We start from the raw sequence: 18060 nt of genomic DNA, 5'->3' as shown, positions 1-18060 counted from the left end.
CCTGATGGTTGGCGGTGTTTCTCCTCCCGATCCGTTCACGCTCTACGACACGAACAGCCTGAACGCGATCCAGACGACCGGCGGATATCGCATTACGTCCGGCCGCTCTGTGCGTTCGTCAGCGATCAATTCCGGCATCAAGAACCTGGTGCTTCTCACGGCCGGTCAATCGCTGATCACAAACGTCGGCCCTACGCTCTACGTGCCGACGAATGGCGGCGTGATCGACAATCTGAATGTCTATGACGGCCAGCTCTATGATTGTGCCGGTCCGCTGCTGGGGACTTCCTACACGCCGAGCCAGTCACCCCCTTTGGGGCCGGGCAATGTCGTGCTGCGCGTGGCAGACGCCCTTATAACGAATGGTAGGTTCGACCGCGTTATCATTGTGCCTCTGGCAATCGGCAATACCAACATTTCTTCATGGGGGGACAGCGGAGGCATTCACGCCAATCGCACCCAAGTCGCTATGCGTCGGCTGGCGGCGAGGGGCATCACGCCGGGGACGACGGGCGTTACGTTTGCTGACCTCATGGCCAATGGTCATCGCGACTTCGCGGACGGCACCTCACAGGCAGCCTGGACGGCTTCCTATAATTCCTATCAATCGACGCTGAGGGCGACGGGCTACAACGGGCGCTCTTTCGTTTGCAGCGAGAGCGCGTCTGGCCAGACCTCTAACGCGATCCGGTCAGCACAAGCCGCGGTCAGAAACGGGACGACTGTTTGTGACGGCGGGGACATCGACAGTAGTTCGATCGCCCTATCGGACGGTACCCACCCGAGTGACGCCGGATCGGCCACAATGACGACTATCATCTACAACGCCATGCACGCCAGCGGGGCGCCTTACTGACGTCTGCGTTCCCTGACGATCATCACGGCATTCGCAACGGCAAATATCGCGAGGATCGCCACCACAGACCAGAAGTAGAGCGGCTCGGTTTTGGAGAGGCTATAGAAGCTGTTCACTGCGTCCATTGACCGGCTGCTTTCTGGAATTGGGTCACGCGCTTGGCGAGCGCTTCCATCACGCTGGCAGCAGCGATCAGAGCGAAGAGCTTGATCGGGAACAGATACTGCATGTGGAAGTGGAACAGCGAGGCTTGCGCCAAGAACATCGCGACGAAGAGGAAGCAAATTATAAGGATGGGCTGAAGCCCGACGAAGAGGGCGCCGATCGCAACGAGAACGAGCGCATGCCAGATCTCCAAATCGTAGAGAATTGGCGTGTGCAGCGTGACCAGCAGCTTCCTGAAATACACGCTCACCACATCGAGCGGATGAGCAGCAACCGTCTTGAAGTACAGCCCTTTGAGGATCTCGTAGAAGCGGGGGCTGAGGTAATCGACGCTCGGATCAACGGCCTTGACCGCATCGATGGCACTGAAGTCGCTCCACTCTATGCCGAAGGGGTTTTCGACGGCCCCGAGGCCCATGTACAGGTTGGCCCAAGTGCCGTGGCTTTCTAGCTTCGTCGGCGGCGGCAGGTCATAGACGCGATCGCGGGCTCTGAGCAGGGCGTAAGGCGTTGCGGCAGTCACGATGATGGCGATAGCCAGCGCCAAGTTGGCGCCCCGCTTGCCATCTCGCGCGAGCAGCGCTGTGAATAGAGAGGCCACGACGCCCATCATTCCGATGGCCTCGCGGAGCATGAGGGCAGCGACAAGTCCGAGGAAGCCGGCCGCGATCCACTTCCGGTTCGTCGCGATGGCTATCGGGAGAATGGCGGCAAAGCATGCGGCGCCGAACTGAGACGGATGCGGCGAGAGGGCGTGAAACTGGTTCGCGATGAGCGTCCCGACCGTAAGCAGCGCGAAAGAACCTAGCGGCATCCCGGCCGAGAAGAGCAGAAGGGCCAAGGCTACCAAGCCCAAATAGTTAACCGCCGTGTTGAGGGTGGAGATGCTGGCGGGATCTGGCACCTTGCCGGTCAGTATGGTGACCAGCTCTAGCGTGAGTGCGTGGCCCAGGTCATCGCCGCCAAAGCCGTCAGCGATCGGTAAGACCTTATCGTCCCGGCAGATTACGAGGATCTTGTTGGTTTTTTCCGCGCACTCCGCGCTTTCGATCCAGACCTTGCTAGTCGTCCAAAAGAAGGGGAGCCCCGAGGACGCGGCATAGGATCGATAAGCCTGAGGAACCGTGAAGATTAGAAACGTGGCTGCCAGCAGGAAGGCAAAGCCATGACCCGCAACGCACTTCCTGATTGACCACATTCCAAGTCACCCGCCCCGAGTGCCGAACCCTACTCCGCTACAACCACCCCGTGCAAGCCCGACTCTCTGCTAATGCCGGGTTTAGGCACGACTTTGCGAAGTGCGTGATCAATTAGCGATCCCATGGCCATGCGCTGGCGCTGCCGCGCGGCTCGTCAGGGTGTTCTTTCCGCCATTGCTTGAGCGCGTTGTCATAGCAGAGAGCGTAGGCGCGACCTCGGTCCTCCATGCCCTCGCACGCGGCCTTGGCTCTGTCGTTTTCGGCGAAACTGTAGATCACCGGCGATCGCGACATCGCGATCATCAAGATCCCGATGAGCATCAGCACCAGACTGATGCCCCAGATCAGACGCTCGTTAATTTTCACAACTTTCCCGACAGTTCCGCCGATTGCTCGCGGCGTTTACACAACCCATGAGTGCACGTCAATTCCGCGATGGGCGCGATCGGCGTCGTTTTCCACTGATTTAACAAAGGGCTGACCCGCATGCTTGACCTGCATGGCATTTCGCGTGCCGCGTTCGATCTCGTCGTCGCCGAGGAGGTGACCAGCCGCGAGTGGTACGAAAAGAAGTACCGCCACGTGCTGGAATATCCGGGCCAGCAGTCCGGGCCGACCGGCGGCATCGGTTACGATTTCGGCACGCAGACCAAGGCGCAGATCCGGGCCGACTGGAGCGACAAGGTCGACGCCGGCATGCTCCGGATCATGCTGGCTGCGTCCGGCGTGCGCGGCGAGGCGGCGAAGGCCTATTCGCGCCAGACGCAGGGGCAGGTCGACATCCCCTGGGACGTCGCGCTCGATGTCTTCAGCAATCATGACCTGCCGCGCTATCTCGGCATCCTGGATCATTACTGCCCCGGCGCCGACCGGCTCGGTCCCGATTGCCGGGGGGCGCTGTTCTCGATCGCGCAGAACCGCGACGCCGCCGGCTTCGTCAAGGCCGGGGCGCGCTATGCCGAGATGCGCGAGATCCGCGCCTGCGTGGCGAGTGGCGATCTCGCCCGCATTCCCGGCCTGATCCGCTCGATGAAACGGCTGTGGCCGCCGACCAATGGCGTCTACAAGCGGCGCGAGCATGAGGCGGTGCTGTTCGAGCGCGGGCTCGCCGAACATCATCCGGAGCAGCACGCGAGACTCGAGGTGACGCCGCCGGCGCCGGACCCGGACCTGGTCGTCCAGGTCCAGACGCGGCTGCGCGAGCTCGGCTATTACGACACCGGCGCCGTCGACGGGCAGCTGGCGCCGAAGGGGCGAACAGAGGCAGCCATTCTCGCGTTCCGGCATGAGCACGATCTGCCGCTCGTCCCCGGCATCGATAACGATCTGCTCGCGGCGATGGCGCGGGCCGAGCCGCGGCAGGTCTCGGAGATCCGCGGCAACGCGACCGTGACCGATTTGCGCGAGCAGGGCTCGGAGACGATCGCCATCACCGACCAGGTCAAGGGCTGGGCGGGAAAACTGTTCGGAGGCTCATCGACGCTTGGCGTCGGCGGACTGCTCGCCTGGGTCACCGACAAGGCGACGGCGGTCTCCGGCGCCAGGGAGGCGGTCGGCGGCCTCGGCATTCCGCCGGCGGCGATCGCCTGGCTGATCGCGGCCGTTGTGGTGCTGGCGCTCGTCGCCGGCCTCGGCGTGCTGATCTGGTTCGTCGCGCACAAGGTCGAGATCAAGCGCGTCGCCGACTACCGCACGGGTAAAAACACATGAGCGGGACCATCATCGCTGCGATCGTGCAGCTCGCCGGCCTCGCCGGCGTCAAGCTGTCGCCGTTCAAGGCCGGTGCGATCGTTGCCGGCGTGCTCGCGCTCGTCATCGGCATCTCGGCGCTCGTCGCCGGCGTTCATCTCTACAACGCGGGCTATGCGGCCGCGGACGGCGCCTGGCGTGAGAAGGCGCTCGACGCGCAGCTCGCGGCCGCGCGCGCCGACCAGGCCGCCGCACGGCTGGCCGCGGCCGACGCCGAGGCGCGCGCGGACAAGATCCTTCACCAGGCAGAGCAGGAAAAGGCGGGGACCGATGCCTATGTCGACCAACTTCAGAAGCAGAACGCGGCGTTGGCGGCCGCCGGCAAGCCGAACGCTTGCGGTCTTACTTGCGCTGACCTGCGGGGCTTGCGCATCAAATCCGCAGCCTGCGCCGCTCCACCGCGAGCTGCCGCCGGCGGACAGCCGGATTTTCGCGCCCGTTGGCGATCCCTCGGCAAAACTGAATGACGACGCGCGCGAGCGCCTGGCGCGCACGCGCGATGCGCTGAAAGAGGCAAACGACCGGATCGGCGCCGGCCGTGCCTGGTACGACGGCGTGCGGCAGAGTTTTGGCGGGGGCGCGAAGTGACGGAAGCAGAATCGATCCAGGCGGCGCTGCGCGAGTTCGCGCAGGCGATCGGCGGGCTGCAGGCGACCGTCAACACATTGACGCAGCAATGGCGTGACCAGGACGCGAAGGCATCGGAAGGCCGTCGCGTACTCTATGAGAAGATCGGCGGGCTGGTCGACGACATCCGCACGCTCGAGGGGCAGGTCAAGGCGGCGATCTCCGACATCGCCTTCATGAAACCGATCGTCGACGGCGTGATCGAGGCGCGGCAGCAGGTCAGGGGCGCGGTCAAGGCCGGGCGCTGGATCTATTGGGTGGCGTCAGGCGGCGGCGGTGCGGCCGTGCTGTGGGTGGCCTCGCACTTCTTTTCGGTGACGCTGAAATGAAGCTGTCGCAGATCATGATCGACGCTGCGGCCATCCGCGGCGAGCTGCGCGACGCGCTGACGGCCGGCGTCGGCGTGATGTTGCTTCTCGCGATCGCGTGGGCGATCGGCGAGCTGCGCAGGTTCTGAGATCCGCGCCGGGCGGTTTCCCGGCAAACCAAGAGAAGGAAAGAGACCATGGAAAAGGTCCAAAGCGTGCGCGCCAAGTTTTGGGTGACGAAGGTCGAGCATCACCACCAGCAGGATCCGAACGCCGTGTTCGCGACCGTCACGATGGCGCCCGTCTATGACGAGGCGAACAAGGACTGGTCGAAATGGACGCCGCAGGGGCAGATCTCGATGTCGATCACTAATCCCGCGGCGATCGCGGCCCTCGAGCTGGGCAAGCAATACTTCGTCGACTTCCATCCGGCGCCAATGCCGGGAGAAGCCGGCCACCTGAATTCGTCCGCGGTCGCCTCCCGGCGGACGATGACTGCCTGATCCGAATGTCCCCTCGGCTGGCAGTCCGGCCCGGCGCATCCATCCGGCGCGGCGATGCCTGGTCGCATCGCCGTGGCGATGCGCCGGGCTTTTTCATTTGTGCGCGTCCATCACCCGCGTGAACGCCGGATGCCTGCGGTTTTTGACCTTGATCCAGTCTTTCGACCGGCCGGCGCCGTAGCGCCGGTCTTTGCGTTTGGAGACCAGGCCCTCGAGACCCATGCGGCAGGCGGCGCCGAAAAGGTCCGGGCCGTTCGCGGCGGCCTCGAACGGCGCCACGAACATGCCGTCCGGCCGGCCGCGCAGCAGTCGCGCCAGATTGGTCTTGCGCATCAACAGCGGCAGCGGCCGCAGATCCTCGCCGCCGAGCGCCAGGATGTCGAAGGCGTAGAGCTGCACCTCGTCATCGTGGCGGCGCGAGTGCAGGGCGTTGAAGTCGGAGACGCCGTCGACGCCGAGCACAACGGCCTCGCCGTCGATGACGAATTGCTGCTCGCGGTTCTTCAGCGCCGCCTCGACGATCCAGGGGAACCGGCCGGTCCAGTCGTGGCCGTTGCGGGTGAACAGCCGCACGGACTTGCCCTGGCGCTCGACCCGCAGCCGGTAGCCGTCATATTTGATTTCGTGGATCCAGTCGGGGCCGGCCGGCACCACCTTGGCGGGGGTCGGCAGGCAGAATTCGAACGCGCTACGCATGCCGCCGAAATGGGGAGTTTGGCGCTGGGATGCCAGAGCGCGGCGCGTTTCGCTGTGCGGAACGGCTCCGGGGATTTCTCCGGGGATTTTGTGCCTCACTTGGCCGCATTGGGGGAGAGAGTCCTACCCCGCGCCGCCGGCCGCCGTGGGTAGCGAGCGCTTCGCGCTACCGAGTCATCACCGCGTGGACCAACTCCGGCCGCTGCACGAGCACGGCGGCGATGCCGATCAGCAGCAGCATCGACGAGACCATGATGGCGATCCACTTCCTGTCATCCATCTGGGCCAATGCCCGCGCCGCGGTCTCGTTCCGAGCATGGCCCGGCGAGCGCTACGCGCTAATCGGAAGCACTCATCAATGGCCGCGTGGACCACCAGGGAAGGGGACCACGTCGCCGTCCGCTGCGCGGATCACGGCCCTGGCCATCTCCATCGGGTCGAACCCCAGATCGGCAACGGCGTCGGCCACGCGCTGGCGCTCCAGCTCGGCGACGATCGCCTCGGTCACCTTCATCAGCCTGGCCAATTCGGAAGCGGTAACGCTGTCGCTCATTGGGATGCCCTCGCTAAAGCCGAGGCCGTCTTACTACGTCGCAGTGTAGAAACCCGCCCTCTATCGGTGCCACGGGCGCCGGCGGGCCTGGATCTCTCGCGCCGCCTTGATCTCCTCGTACCCGACCTTCGCCTGCAGGTCGCTCCACGCGCCGCGGAAGCTGGCCTTAGCGGCGTCGAGGCTGCTGGCTCGGCCGCGATGGGTGCTGGGCTGCGGCACGTTCGGCAGGCTGACCGACCAGGACCAGGTTTGGGCGCCACCGACGCCGATCGAGCGGAAGATTCGACCGATCGTGAGCTCGTCCCAGATCACGATATAGTCGTCCTGAGCGGTTTCGCCGCCGATCACGGTTCGGCGCATGGTGAGGTCGGCGGGCATGGAGATTCCAGCCTTCGATAAAATAACTAAAGGCGCTTCTTCGTAAGGGCGGCGAAGTCGCTGAGATTTTTGATATCGATTTCCATCTTTGCGCCCGTGGTTCGGGGCGCGCCAGCCGCGATATCAGTATAAACTGGTCCATGCTTTCTCATGGTTTCCAGGTATGGACAGGCAGGCAGAATCATCTGCTTGCCCTTGAATCTAAACTGATTGCGGAGTTGACGACGGGCGTAGAAAACCAAGAAATCCGCTAGCTGGATAGCCCTACTGTGTTCCTTCGGGACGAAACTAACAGATCTCAAAACGCCTTCAAAAACAGACATCTTCGCCATTCTCTGGAAATAGTCTTGTATCTCTCCATTGTTCGGCCCGGCTTCGACTAGGAAGGAGAGACCGTTCTGTTTCACAGCTGATGCTACGGATTGATGCGTTAGAATCCTTGACATGATCAAAGCGAACGCAACCCCCATTGGGGACATTCGGTTGAACGCTTTTGGCTGAAGCTGCTTACCTCTTTTAAGGCCTTCTTTCTCAACGCCGATGGCGACGCCCGCCATTGCTCCGTGGGCCGCAGAAAAGATTTCATCAGTAAAGCTAAGCTTTCTGATTTTCGGCCAACCTCGGAATGGCGGCTTGGTATCGTGAAATTCTTTGGCATGAAAGATTCCCACTCCATGCGCATTCATCGCGGCATCTAGCGCTGGCTCAATTCTGTCCCATTGGGACATATGCGCAAAGAAGCCGCCAAGAGTGACAATTGGCAGGCCGCTAGTACCGCTGTCGTCAAGGTAGCATTGAAACACGCAGACCAACCTTTCACCGGATGTTCCACGCAAACGGGAAGCCCCCGGACGATCCGGAAGGCGTCCCGCGATAGAACGACTCACCCGCGCTACTCACGGTAGCACCGGCCGACTGGGTACCGCACAAGAACGAACCCCGCACACGAGTTTCAGAAATGCTGCGGAATCCGAGTTTCAGAACTCTGAGGGTGACCGGAGGAGGGTGGTTGCGTAAGTGTTTGATCGTCTGTATTGATCTGCCGCGTTGGGGCCACGTGGCGGAGTGGTTACGCAACGGTCTGCAAAACCGTGTACACCAGTTCAATTCTGGTCGTGGCCTCCATTACAACTTCCTGATATTTCATCACAAATTTTGCTCACCGCGCGTTCCGCCAAGCGCGCGGCTAAGGCCTGCCAGGTCGTGCACACCGGGTTTGCCCGGGGCTTGGCGGACACCAGCGATTCAGGCCCGATGGCATAGACTTCGCATCTGCGAAGTGATGCGTCAGGCCCCCCTGGAGCTGGAGAGCACGTGAGCGACGTCGTCCGATTTGTCCCGAAATCCGAGCTGGAGCGGGCTCGCCTCATTCGCGAGGCCCGTGCGATCTATGACAGTATCTTTCCGCCGGCCGCACCCGACCGGGTGCCGCAGGACGGCGAGGAGCGGGTCAAGACCTGATCGGAGCCGCGCCGTTCCGGCGCATGGCCGATAGCAAAACGCCCGCAGGAGCGGGCGCATCGGTTGACGTTGAAAGTGGTCTCAACAGGCCGCGTACCAGCCGTCCGGAAACGGCAGAAGGGGCCAGGCGCCCTCATTGTCATTGGCGGCTTTGGGCGTTGCGACGTACGACCACGAGCGGGGCACGAATTCCTCCTCCGGCTCGGGCGCGAAATCTTGATAGACCATGGCGTCCCGGACGGCATCCAGCAGCAAGTTGAATTCGGCTTCGCTCATCGCACCCTCGCAGAACGCGGATGGCGCAATGTCGCAAAGCCGGTTTGTTACCCGATTGAGCCGATCGTTCGCATTTTAGCGATCCGGCGATCGGGCTCCGATTGGTTAGCGATTCCTTAAAATCCCCGCGGAACCGTACGTTCCTCCCGTCCGGCCTCAGTGTGAAAGAGATCACATCCCCCGCGATTTATTTCTCCTACCCCTTGGCACGACACCGGCCAGCGAAGGCCGGGGGCGGGCAAGGCAGACGGGAGACTTGGTCATGAGGGCAAGGTTCTTACGGTTTGCGGGGGCGAAGAGCCGGGCGCGCCGCGCCTCGACGGTCGGGCTGTTCCTGGCGCTGTTCGCCTCCGCCGCCAATGCACAGCAGGGAACGCCGGAGCAGCGCCGGGCCTGCACCCCCGACGTCTACCGGCTCTGCGCCGGCGAGATCCCCAACGTCCGCGCCATCACGGCCTGTCTGCGCCGTAACCGGTCAAGCTTGAGCGAGGCTTGCCGCACCGTGTTCGATCAAGCCGGCGGTTGACATAGCCGCCCTGTGGGTTTGTGCGCAGCAAGTGGCTCGTGCGGCCTCGCGAATCCGGCATAGTCGGCCTGTGGATATGCTGCGGACAGGCTGTGGAAAGCGGTGAGATGCTGTGGATGTCGTCCACAGATGCGTCTGCCCCGCGCCTCATTTCCGTCAGCGAACGTCATATCTCTGTCAAATATCCTGACTGATTGATTCTCCAACCGTGCAGATTATTGCGTCGCGCGAGATCATTTGGTTCTCCCGAATTCGGAATTGCGTGCCGCAGGACACCTGACGCACGAACAGTTTTTGTGCAGCCGGCTGCCTAATTCGCGGGCCTCATTCATCCAATTTTTTGTACGCCCGCGGACAAGCTTTCCCGTCCGCACTCCACCTAGGCTCGCTCCCGAGATCTGGAACATGGCCAGTGCCATGACAATTCAAAGGAGCTGGAGATGGAGAGACGGGTATTGCCCCACGCGCAGGGAACGGCGCGCGCATCATCACCGTGGCGCAAGGTCGCGCTCGGCGCCACCATCGCCTTCGGCCTCGTCGCAGCGGCGCCGCTGAGCGCGCAGGCCGCCGCGCCCGCCGCCTGCGCCGCACTCCAGGAGAAATATCCGGACTGGAAGGGCAAGACGCTCGTCAACGCCATCAACCCGCATACACCGGGCTATGAGACGATCGACCCGAAGGATCCCAGCAAATATATCGGCTTCGACATCGATCTTGGCGAGGCCATCGGCGAATGCCTCGGCTTCAAGCTGACCTACAAGCCGGTGACGTTCGCAGCACTCCTCACAACGCTCGCTGCCGGCCAGGCGGACATCGTCATCTCCGACATCTACGCCACCAAGGAGCGCGCCAAGGCCGCCGACTTCATCACCTACTCGAAAGTGTTCGACGGGGTGCTCGTCGCCAAGGGCAATCCGAAGGGCATCAACGGCATCAACATGTCGATGTGTGGCGCGGCCGCCGCCGAGAACACCGGCTATGTCGAGGTGCCCCTGATCCAGGCCCTGATCCCGGAATGCAAGAAGGCGGGCAAGGCCGAGCCGACCATCCAGCTCTACGACAACAACGCCAACTGCATCCAGGCGATCCTGGCCGGCCGCGCCGACACCTATGTCAATGACGTCAACACCGTCGACAGTGCGGTGAAGGCCTATCCGGACAAGCTGGAGAAGGCGATCGCGGTGACGATCCCGTATTCGGTCGGCATCGCCGTTCCCAAGGACAAGCCGAAATTCCGCGACGCCGTGCTCGCCGCACTGATCGAGGTGCAGAAGGCCGGCACGCATATGGAGCTTCTAAAGAAGCATGGGCTCGACGTGAACAACTTCAAGGAGCCTGACATTCTGACGGCAGACTGATGTCGCTGTTCCTCCATTACCTGAGCATGCCGTATCTGCTCGAGGGCATCGAGCTCACCCTCGAGGTGACCGCCCTCGGGCTCGGCGGTGGATTGATCCTTGGATTGATCCTCGCCGGCATGCAGCTCTCGCGCTTCTGGCTCCTGGCGGCGATCGCCAGGGCCTATACCGTGATCTTTCGCGGCACGCCGCTGATTCTGCAGATGGTTTTCGCCTACGATGCGTTACCGCATATCGGCATCAAGCTGCCGGCGGTGCTGGCGGCCGGCCTCGCGCTCGCCTGCAACGAGGCGCCGTTCATCGCGGAGATGCTGCGCGCCGGCGTGCTCGGCGTCGACCGCGGGCAGGTGACGGCCGGCCAGGCGCTCGGCATGACGCCGCGGATCCTGATGTGGCGGGTGATCGCGCCGCAGGCGATCCGCACCATGATCCCGGCCTTCGGCAACGAGGCGGTGAGCGCGCTGAAGAATTCCTCGCTGGCGTCCGTCGTCGCAGTCCAGGAGCTGACCTTGCGCTCGACTCAATTGGCGTCCTCGACCTTCGACTTCTTCTCGATCTTCTTCGCCTCTGGCCTCTTGTACCTCGTGCTGACCTTTGCCATCAGCGTCATCCAGTTGTTCGTCGAATGGCTGCTCGATCTCGACCGCGCCAAGGGACGGAAGCGCAAGCTCGCCGATTACCTGCCGTGGCGTCGCGTCGATCTCGGCGCCAAGCTGGAGCTTGCGGAGGCGACCGTCGCCGATCCCGAACCCGTGCAGGCAGAGCTGACCGACACGCCGCCGCTTGCTCTGACCAGAGAGGAGCGCACGCGGCGTTCCGCGACGATCGCGCGCAACAACATCGCGGTCGAGACCAAGGACCTCACCAAGAGCTACGGCACGCAAAAGGTGCTCGGTGGCCTCGATCTGACCGTTCGCGTCGGCGAAGTGGTCGCGCTGCTCGGCCCCAGCGGCTCGGGCAAGAGCACGCTGCTTCGCTGCATCAACCATCTCGAAAGCTGGGACGGAGGCACCGTGCGCGTCGGCGGCCGCCGTCTCGGCTTTGACGACGACGGCAAGTTGCTGTCACCGCGGGCGATCGCCAACGAGCGGGCAACGGTCGGTGTCGGCATGGTGTTCCAGCAGTTCAATTTGTTCGCCCATCTGTCGGCACGCGAAAACATCGCCGGGCCTTTGCGCTGGGTCCACGGTATGACCCGCATCGACGCCGACCGTCGCGCCACCGAGCTGCTCGACCGTGTCGGTCTCTCACAGCGCGCCGACGCGCTGCCGCGACATCTCTCCGGCGGCCAGCAGCAGCGCGTCGCCATCGCCCGCGCGCTGGCGCCCAATCCAAGCGTGCTGCTCTTGGACGAGCCGACCTCGGCGCTCGATCCCGAGCTCGTCAACGAGGTACTGGAAGTGATCCGGCGGCTCGCCATCGACGACGGTCTCACCATGATCATCTCGACGCACCAGATCCGCTTTGCCGATGAAGTCGCCGACCGCGTCGCTTTCCTGAGCGGCGGCACCATCATCGAGGAGGGACCGGCGCACGAGGTGCTCACCAATCCCCGCAATCCGCTGACGGCGCGTTTCCTCAGCGTGATGGAAGCCGACAAGACTCCGGAGGCGGTGCGATGAGCGCCGCCCCCACGTTCAAGACCGCGTTCCCCGAAGAGGCCACCTGATGAAGCATTTCACGCTGCCGGTTTCGCCGAAGACCGTCCACTGGGGCTATTTCTCCAAGAAGGTCACGCCGGCCCTGACACTGCGCTCCGGCGACCGCGCCACCATCGAGACGCTGACCCATCACGCCAACGATGATTACGAGCGCATGATCCAGGGCGATCCCGGCGCCGAGAGCGTGTTCCAGTGGACGCGCGAGTACAAGGCGGTCCCGCGCCGCGGCTCAGGCCCGGTCGAAGGTCCGTTCATCCGCGGCGCAGGCGAGGGGATCGGCGTGCATCTTCTCACAGGTCCCGTCGCGATCGAAGGCGCCGAGCCCGGTGACATCCTGGAAGTGCGCATCCTCGATATCAGGCCGCGGCCGAGCTGCAGCGCCTGCCACGCCGGCCGCTGCTTCGGCTCCAACGTCGCCGCAAACTGGGGCTTTCACTATCACGATTTGATCGAGGAGCCGAAGCCGCGGGAGGTCGTCACCATCTTCGAGCTCGACACCTCGGGCGAGCCTTATGCGAAAGCGGTCTACAACTACGTCTGGACGCCGCAGACCGACCCCGACGGCATCGTGCATCCCACCATCGACTATCCCGGCGTGCGCGTCGATCACGCCACCGTCAGGAAGCGCGAAAACATCCTGTCGAGCGTGAGGGTGCCCGCGCGATTGCATTTCGGCACCATGGGCCTCGCGCCCTCGGAAGCTGATTTCGTCAGCTCGATCCCGCCGAGCTACACCGGCGGCAACATCGACGACTGGCGTATCGGCAAGGGCGCGCGGATGTTCTATCCGGTCGCAGTCCCCGGCGCCTATTTCTCGGTCGGCGATCCTCACGCCGCGCAAGGCGACAGCGAGCTCGGCGGCACCGCAATCGAGACCTCGCTCACCGGCGATTTCGAGTTCATCCTGCACAAGAAGGCTGATCTGGCCGGCACCAGTCTGGAGGGCCTCGACCATCCGATGCTGGAGACCGATCACGCCTGGTCGTTCTACGGCTTCACCTATCCGAACTATCTCGCCGCGCTCGGCGCCGACGCACAAACCGAGATTGCCAATCACTCGAGCCTCGACCGTGCGATGCGCGATGCGTTCAGAAAACTCCGGCGCTTCCTGATGACCGTGCATGGTCTCAGCGAGGACGAGGCGATCTCGCTGCTGTCGGTCGGCGCCGATTTCGGCGTCACCCAGGTCGTCGACGCCAATTGGGGCGTCCACGGCACGATTCGCAAGAACATCTTTCGATGCGATTGACGGGGGTAGCCCGGATGGAGCGAAGCGCAATCCGGGACAGCGTCGATGGCGGCCCGATTCCCGGATTACGCTTCGCTCCATCCGGGCTACGCAGCGTGCTTGATGCAGCAATTGGGCGCTAACACTCTGAAGGAAATTCCATTTCCCGGATGAACGCTTGACCACCGAACGTCATTTGCGGCCCGTTGCTGCGACGGATGACCGCGTTCGTCTGGCACAGAGGTTGCTTCGATCAACTGCAATCTGGGTTGATCCGATGAGCTTCCGGCCGTTCACGAGCGAGTCCTACGCGCAAGACGACCGCCCCGAAGCCTGGCGGGACGTGCTGGCGGCGGTCGGTCTGCAACCGGCGACCGGTCATTCCTTCTTTGACGGACACGCAACCGCATCGCATTGCAATGCCGCGGGTGTCGCGCTGACACGGATGGCCGCGGCCGCGCAGACCATCAGTCCGCTCTCGCAATCCAACGAAGATATTCCGATCGCGCTGATGCCGGTCGAGGACGGCATGGTGCTGAAGAGTGCCGACGGCCACCGCATCGTTCCGGTCGGCCATCTCGTGCTGCTACCACGGAGCGGGGACTGGAGCATCGTGTTCCAGCGTGACATGCGGGCCATCGTGCTGTCGGTGACCTCGGAAGCGCTGCACGGACGCCTCTCGGGCAGGCCGCGGCTCGGCGAGCCCCGCGTGGTTCCACCCAGCGGCTTTGCCGATGTGTTCTCGCGTCTGCTGGATGCGACCGCGCGCACGCTCGACACGCTGAGCGATGCCGAATGGAATTCGGTCGCGCAGTCGCTCGATCTGCTCCTGACGCTCGCGCATCAACTGGCGGCCTCGACGTCCGATGCCGGATCGAGTGCGACGCAGGCCGCGCTGCTGCATCGGATCTGCCAGACCATCGAGCGGCGGCTCGACGATCCCGAACTGGCGCCGGCGCGCGTCGCGCAGGCCCAGGGGATTTCCGAGCGCTACCTGCAAAAGCTGTTCGAGACGGTCGGCGACAATTTCACCCATTACGTCCGGGAGCGCCGGCTTCAGCGTGCCTGGGCTGATCTGTCCAACCCCACGGAAGCCCATCGCTCGATCTCGGAGATCGCCTATGCCTACGGCTTTGGTGATTCCGCACATTTCAGCCGCGCCTTCCGTCACCGCTTCGGCCTGCCGCCGCGCGAATTCCGCCAGCAGGAAGTGGAGCGCGCGACCTTGCAGCACGGCATTGCCGGCCAGCGCGGCTGGCCGCAGGATGCGCTGGCGCAGCTCCGCGTGCATTCGAGCGTCGAAGCACGCAGCACCGTTGCGTGTGCCGGCACCGAGGAGCGGACGACCACGGAACGCAGGCATCACCATCTCCCGGTCGAGGCCAGCCGCGTCCATTGGGGTTATTTCAGCCGCTCGCTATCGCCGCAAATCGAGATCGCCTCGGGCGACACCATCACCATCGAGACGCTGACGCAGCACGCCTCCGATGCGCCCGAGATGATGATCGCGGGCGATGCCGGTGCTGAAAGCGTGTTCGGCTGGACACGGGACAAGAAGAACGTCGATCGTCGCGGCGCTGGCCCGATGGATGCCAGCGTGTTCGGCCGTGGCGCCGGCGAAGGATTTGGCGTGCACATCTGCACGGGGCCGGTCGCGGTGAAGGATGCCCAGCCCGGCGACGTGCTGGAGGTGCGCATCCTCGACATCGTGCCGCGCGCGAGCCGCAATCCGAACCATGCCGGCCGCGTGTTCGGCTCCTCGGTCGCGGCCTGGTGGGGCTATCACTACAACGAGTTTCTCGGCGGTCCCATGCCGCGCGAGGTCGTCACCATCTACGAGATCTTCGACGATCCAGAGGAGCCGCACGCCCGGGCGCTTTATTCCTATCGCTGGGAGCCGCAGACCGACCCCTTCGGCGTCATGCACGCCACCTACGACTATCCCGGCGTCCCCGTCGCGCCGGCCACGGTGAAGCGCCGGCATGCCGTACTCGATGGCATCCGCATTCCCCTGAGGCCGCATTTCGGCGTGATCGCGGTGGCGCCGCGCGAGGTCGATTTCGTCGACTCCGTGCCGCCGTCCTATTTCGGCGGCAATCTCGACAATTGGCGGCTGGGGAAGGGCTCTACCGTCTATCTTCCGGTTTCGGTGCCCGGCGCGCTGCTGTCGGTCGGCGATTCCCACGCCACGCAAGGCGACGGCGAACTCAGCGGCACGGCGATCGAATGCTCGATGACGGGGACGTTCGAGGTGATCCTGCACAAGAAGGCCGATCTTGCAGGCCGGCCCTTTGCCGATCTCTCTTATCCCCTGATCGAGACTGAGACCGACTGGGTGCTGACCGGCTTCAGCCATCCCAACTATCTCGCCGAGTTCGGCGCGCAGGGCCAAAGCGAAGTCTACACAAAATCCTCGCTCGACCTCGCCATGAAGGATGCGTTCCGGAAAATGCGGCGCTTCCTGATGAACGTGAAGGGCCTCAGCGAGGACGAGGCGATCGCGCTGATGTCGGCCGCCGTTGATTTCGGCGTCACCCAGGTCGTCGACGGCAATTGGGGCGTGCACGCCATCCTCAGCAAGCGCCTGTTTCGGGACGCGACTTAACAAGGACATCTCAAGTGAAATTCCACATGATCAGCGGCGGACCGAAGCCGGTCGCGCCCTTCAGCCACGCCGTCGAGACCGACGGTTTTGTCTTCGTCACCGGCCAGATGCCGGACACGCCGCAGGCGCCGGGTGTGCTGCCCGACGGCATTGAGGCGCAGACGCGGGCCGTGATGGAGAACTTGAAGGTGGTTCTCGCCGGCCTCGATCTTGGCCTCGAGCACGTCGTGATGACGCGAATCTATCTGACGCGTTTCAACGAAGACTACGCCTCAATGAACGAGGCTTATCGCACGTACTTCGCGCCGGATCGTTTGCCGGCTCGCACGTGTGTCGGCGTCACCGGGCTTGCCTATGACGCGCTGATCGAGATCGACCTAGTGTGTCGGCGACCGTGAGCTCGGCTTTCGCAGCCCGGTCGCTGCGGCACGAACTGATGCGCAGCAGAGCCGGGGCCCATGCCACAGCTACGGTGCGGCTTTCCGGGTCCCGGCTTGGCGCCGTAACGTTCCACGTTGCAACGCGGCCGGGACACGAGAGTGGCAGTCGCCAAACGCTCCCTCCACTTCGTCTTAAATTGCAACCCGCGCGTGCAAGAAGTCTTGATCGGCCGTGATCTAGGGATGATCAACCGCCTTGAACGCGTCGCCTGCGGCCGACGACTAACCCACAGAGTGCATGAGGGTCAGGGGAACGTGATTGTACTTCCTCTTCCTAAAGCACTAAAATGGTGCTTTAGTGCTTTCCATGAGCCCGTCGTCCAAAAACGCGCCGTCCGCGCTGCGTTACAGGCTTGCCCCTGACCCGGCCGCCAAGGCCGCCATGGAGGCGACGTTCAGGGCCTATGACCGCATGATGGAGATCCTGGACGAGGTGGCGCGGAGCCATAACGTCGGCTCCAATGTCGTCCTGCTCCATGCCCATGCCTATGAGCCGATCCGGAAAGAAACCGCGCTGCCGTCGCGGCTGGTGACGCTGGGCCTGCGCGACCGCGCCGATTATCGTGCCGCGCAGGGCCGCCGCCTGCCGCTGGACGACAAGCTCGCCAAGATCAAGGGCCCCGCCACCATTTCGATTGCAACCGTGCAGGGGCGCTTCAGCGTTCCCTTCGACTATGCCGGCTATGCCGAGGGTTGGGGGCAGAGCGCTCCCGCGCACCTCATCCGCACCGACGACGGTTTCGAAGTTCACTACGGCGTCACGCCGAACAATCTGCCAGAGGAGGAGAACGCTATGGATACCATCGCTGCCGCCCCCGACAACTTCCTGTCCCGGGTCGGGCGCCTGATCGCCGGGATCGCCTATGACGCGATCGAGCAGGCGGAGGGGAAGAACAAGCTGAACGTGGTTGGCCAAGCCATCCGCGAGATCGAGCGCGCGGAGAGTGAAGCGCGCGATGCGCTCGCGGCCGCGCGCGCCGAAGAATACCGTCTCAACGCGCGCCGCACCGAGATCGAACGCGAGATGACCGATCTTGCGCCCAAGATCGAAGGTGCGATTGCTGATAGCCGGGACGATCTCGCACGCGCCGGCATCGCGCGGCAGATGGACCTCGAAGCGCAGTTCGAGGTACTCTCCCGCGCCATCGATGAGAACAACGAGAAGATCGAACAGTGCGTGACGTCGCTGCGCGCCGTGCTGTCAGCATTGCAAGATGCCGAGCAGCGCCGCGCCGATCTCGAAAAGAGCGAGGCTCACGCAAGCCATCAGGCCTCGACGTCGCCCCGGAAGTCCGGTGGTGCCTCGGCGGCAGCGAAGGCCTTGCGCGCGGGCAGGGCGGTGGCGCGCGCCACCGGCGTTCCGGCAGCGATCCCGTATTCAAGCGACATCGACGAGCTTAGCACGTTGCATCGCGACAAGGAGATTGCAGCGAGGCTGGCGCGGTTGAAGTCGCGCTCCTGAGTAATGTGT

Annotated in this window: 21 protein-coding genes and 1 tRNA gene; 15 read left to right on the top strand and 7 right to left on the bottom strand. The window is 63.7% G+C overall.

Annotation, left to right across the window (positions count from 1 at the left end):
* The first annotated feature begins 4 nt into the window (after positions 1-4).
* Positions 5-856: a hypothetical protein gene (locus tag ABIB99_RS10020; protein ID WP_354175647.1), complete on the top strand. Its 852-nt coding sequence runs from the start codon at positions 5-7 to the stop codon at positions 854-856.
* 112 nt (positions 857-968) lie between these two features.
* On the opposite strand, the gene ABIB99_RS10015 is transcribed toward ABIB99_RS10020, so the two are convergent.
* Positions 969-2219, bottom strand: a complete 1251-nt coding sequence (locus tag ABIB99_RS10015) for a hypothetical protein (protein ID WP_354175646.1) — start codon at positions 2217-2219, stop codon at positions 969-971.
* A gap of 112 nt (positions 2220-2331) precedes the next feature.
* Entirely contained in the window at positions 2332-2547 is a 216-nt protein-coding gene (locus ABIB99_RS10010; protein ID WP_354175645.1) for a hypothetical protein, read from the bottom strand.
* Between the two features lie 159 nt (positions 2548-2706).
* Between ABIB99_RS10010 and ABIB99_RS10005 the strand changes: the two genes are divergently transcribed.
* From ABIB99_RS10005 to ABIB99_RS09985, 5 genes are all read left to right on the top strand, one after another.
* Complete coding sequence (locus tag ABIB99_RS10005) at positions 2707-3930, top strand: peptidoglycan-binding protein (protein ID WP_354175644.1); 1224 nt, start codon at positions 2707-2709, stop codon at positions 3928-3930.
* The gene (locus tag ABIB99_RS10000) at positions 3927-4436 is read left to right on the top strand and encodes a protease IV (protein WP_354175642.1); all 510 of its coding nucleotides are present in this window, start codon (positions 3927-3929) and stop codon (positions 4434-4436) included. Before ABIB99_RS10005 ends, ABIB99_RS10000 begins: the two co-directional genes overlap by 4 nt.
* 117 nt (positions 4437-4553) lie before the next feature.
* Complete coding sequence (locus ABIB99_RS09995) at positions 4554-4925, top strand: DUF1515 family protein (protein WP_354175641.1); 372 nt, start codon at positions 4554-4556, stop codon at positions 4923-4925.
* The gene (locus ABIB99_RS09990; protein ID WP_354175640.1) at positions 4922-5053 is read left to right on the top strand and encodes a hypothetical protein; all 132 of its coding nucleotides are present in this window, start codon (positions 4922-4924) and stop codon (positions 5051-5053) included. Before ABIB99_RS09995 ends, ABIB99_RS09990 begins: the two co-directional genes overlap by 4 nt.
* 48 nt (positions 5054-5101) lie before the next feature.
* Entirely contained in the window at positions 5102-5407 is a 306-nt protein-coding gene (locus ABIB99_RS09985; protein WP_354175638.1) for a hypothetical protein, read from the top strand.
* 93 nt (positions 5408-5500) lie between these two features.
* Here the strand turns inward: ABIB99_RS09985 and ABIB99_RS09980 are convergent, their stop codons facing one another.
* The 4 genes from ABIB99_RS09980 to ABIB99_RS09965 all read right to left on the bottom strand — a co-directional run bounded on the left by ABIB99_RS09980 (position 5501) and on the right by ABIB99_RS09965 (position 7837).
* The gene (locus tag ABIB99_RS09980) at positions 5501-6103 is read right to left on the bottom strand and encodes an ATP-dependent DNA ligase (protein WP_354175637.1); all 603 of its coding nucleotides are present in this window, start codon (positions 6101-6103) and stop codon (positions 5501-5503) included.
* A gap of 355 nt (positions 6104-6458) precedes the next feature.
* Entirely contained in the window at positions 6459-6656 is a 198-nt protein-coding gene (locus ABIB99_RS09975; RefSeq protein WP_354175635.1) for a hypothetical protein, read from the bottom strand.
* A gap of 60 nt (positions 6657-6716) precedes the next feature.
* On the bottom strand, positions 6717-7034 hold the full coding sequence (locus ABIB99_RS09970; RefSeq protein ID WP_354175633.1) for a hypothetical protein: 318 nt from the start codon (positions 7032-7034) through the stop codon (positions 6717-6719).
* A gap of 26 nt (positions 7035-7060) precedes the next feature.
* Complete coding sequence (locus ABIB99_RS09965) at positions 7061-7837, bottom strand: DUF3800 domain-containing protein (RefSeq protein WP_354175631.1); 777 nt, start codon at positions 7835-7837, stop codon at positions 7061-7063.
* Between the two features lie 248 nt (positions 7838-8085).
* On the opposite strand from ABIB99_RS09965, the gene ABIB99_RS09960 reads away from it, so the two are divergent.
* Together ABIB99_RS09960 and ABIB99_RS09955 are read left to right on the top strand one after the other, a co-directional pair.
* Positions 8086-8159: transfer RNA gene (locus ABIB99_RS09960), tRNA-Cys, on the top strand.
* Between the two features lie 189 nt (positions 8160-8348).
* Positions 8349-8495: a hypothetical protein gene (locus tag ABIB99_RS09955; RefSeq protein WP_167767891.1), complete on the top strand. Its 147-nt coding sequence runs from the start codon at positions 8349-8351 to the stop codon at positions 8493-8495.
* Positions 8496-8576: 81 nt separating this feature from the next.
* Here the strand turns inward: ABIB99_RS09955 and ABIB99_RS09950 are convergent, their stop codons facing one another.
* Positions 8577-8771, bottom strand: a complete 195-nt coding sequence (locus ABIB99_RS09950; RefSeq protein WP_039148908.1) for a hypothetical protein — start codon at positions 8769-8771, stop codon at positions 8577-8579.
* Positions 8772-9033: 262 nt separating this feature from the next.
* On the opposite strand from ABIB99_RS09950, the gene ABIB99_RS09945 reads away from it, so the two are divergent.
* From ABIB99_RS09945 to ABIB99_RS09915, 7 genes are all read left to right on the top strand, one after another.
* Positions 9034-9297: a hypothetical protein gene (locus tag ABIB99_RS09945; protein ID WP_063983409.1), complete on the top strand. Its 264-nt coding sequence runs from the start codon at positions 9034-9036 to the stop codon at positions 9295-9297.
* Positions 9298-9737: 440 nt separating this feature from the next.
* Complete coding sequence (locus ABIB99_RS09940; protein ID WP_063983408.1) at positions 9738-10655, top strand: ABC transporter substrate-binding protein; 918 nt, start codon at positions 9738-9740, stop codon at positions 10653-10655.
* Complete coding sequence (locus tag ABIB99_RS09935; RefSeq protein ID WP_063983407.1) at positions 10655-12277, top strand: amino acid ABC transporter permease/ATP-binding protein; 1623 nt, start codon at positions 10655-10657, stop codon at positions 12275-12277. The genes ABIB99_RS09940 and ABIB99_RS09935 overlap by 1 nt, the downstream gene beginning before the upstream one ends.
* A gap of 46 nt (positions 12278-12323) precedes the next feature.
* On the top strand, positions 12324-13565 hold the full coding sequence (locus tag ABIB99_RS09930) for an acetamidase/formamidase family protein (RefSeq protein ID WP_063983406.1): 1242 nt from the start codon (positions 12324-12326) through the stop codon (positions 13563-13565).
* Between the two features lie 256 nt (positions 13566-13821).
* A complete protein-coding gene (locus tag ABIB99_RS09925) occupies positions 13822-16149 on the top strand; it encodes an acetamidase/formamidase family protein (protein WP_354175630.1) in 2328 nt (775 codons plus the stop codon).
* A 14-nt stretch (positions 16150-16163) separates the two neighbouring features.
* Positions 16164-16547 (top strand): RidA family protein, encoded by a 384-nt coding sequence (locus ABIB99_RS09920; RefSeq protein ID WP_354175629.1) that lies wholly within the window; start codon positions 16164-16166, stop codon positions 16545-16547.
* Between the two features lie 340 nt (positions 16548-16887).
* Positions 16888-18051 carry a PspA/IM30 family protein gene (locus ABIB99_RS09915; RefSeq protein ID WP_354175627.1) on the top strand — a complete coding sequence of 388 codons (1164 nt, stop codon included), beginning with the start codon at positions 16888-16890 and terminating at the stop codon, positions 18049-18051.
* Positions 18052-18060 lie beyond the last annotated feature (9 nt).

It is taken from the genome of Bradyrhizobium sp. LA6.1 (genome assembly GCF_040547805.1).
Lineage (GTDB): Bacteria > Pseudomonadota > Alphaproteobacteria > Rhizobiales > Xanthobacteraceae > Bradyrhizobium > Bradyrhizobium barranii.
This window is presented reverse-complemented; position numbering and strand designations above follow the sequence as displayed.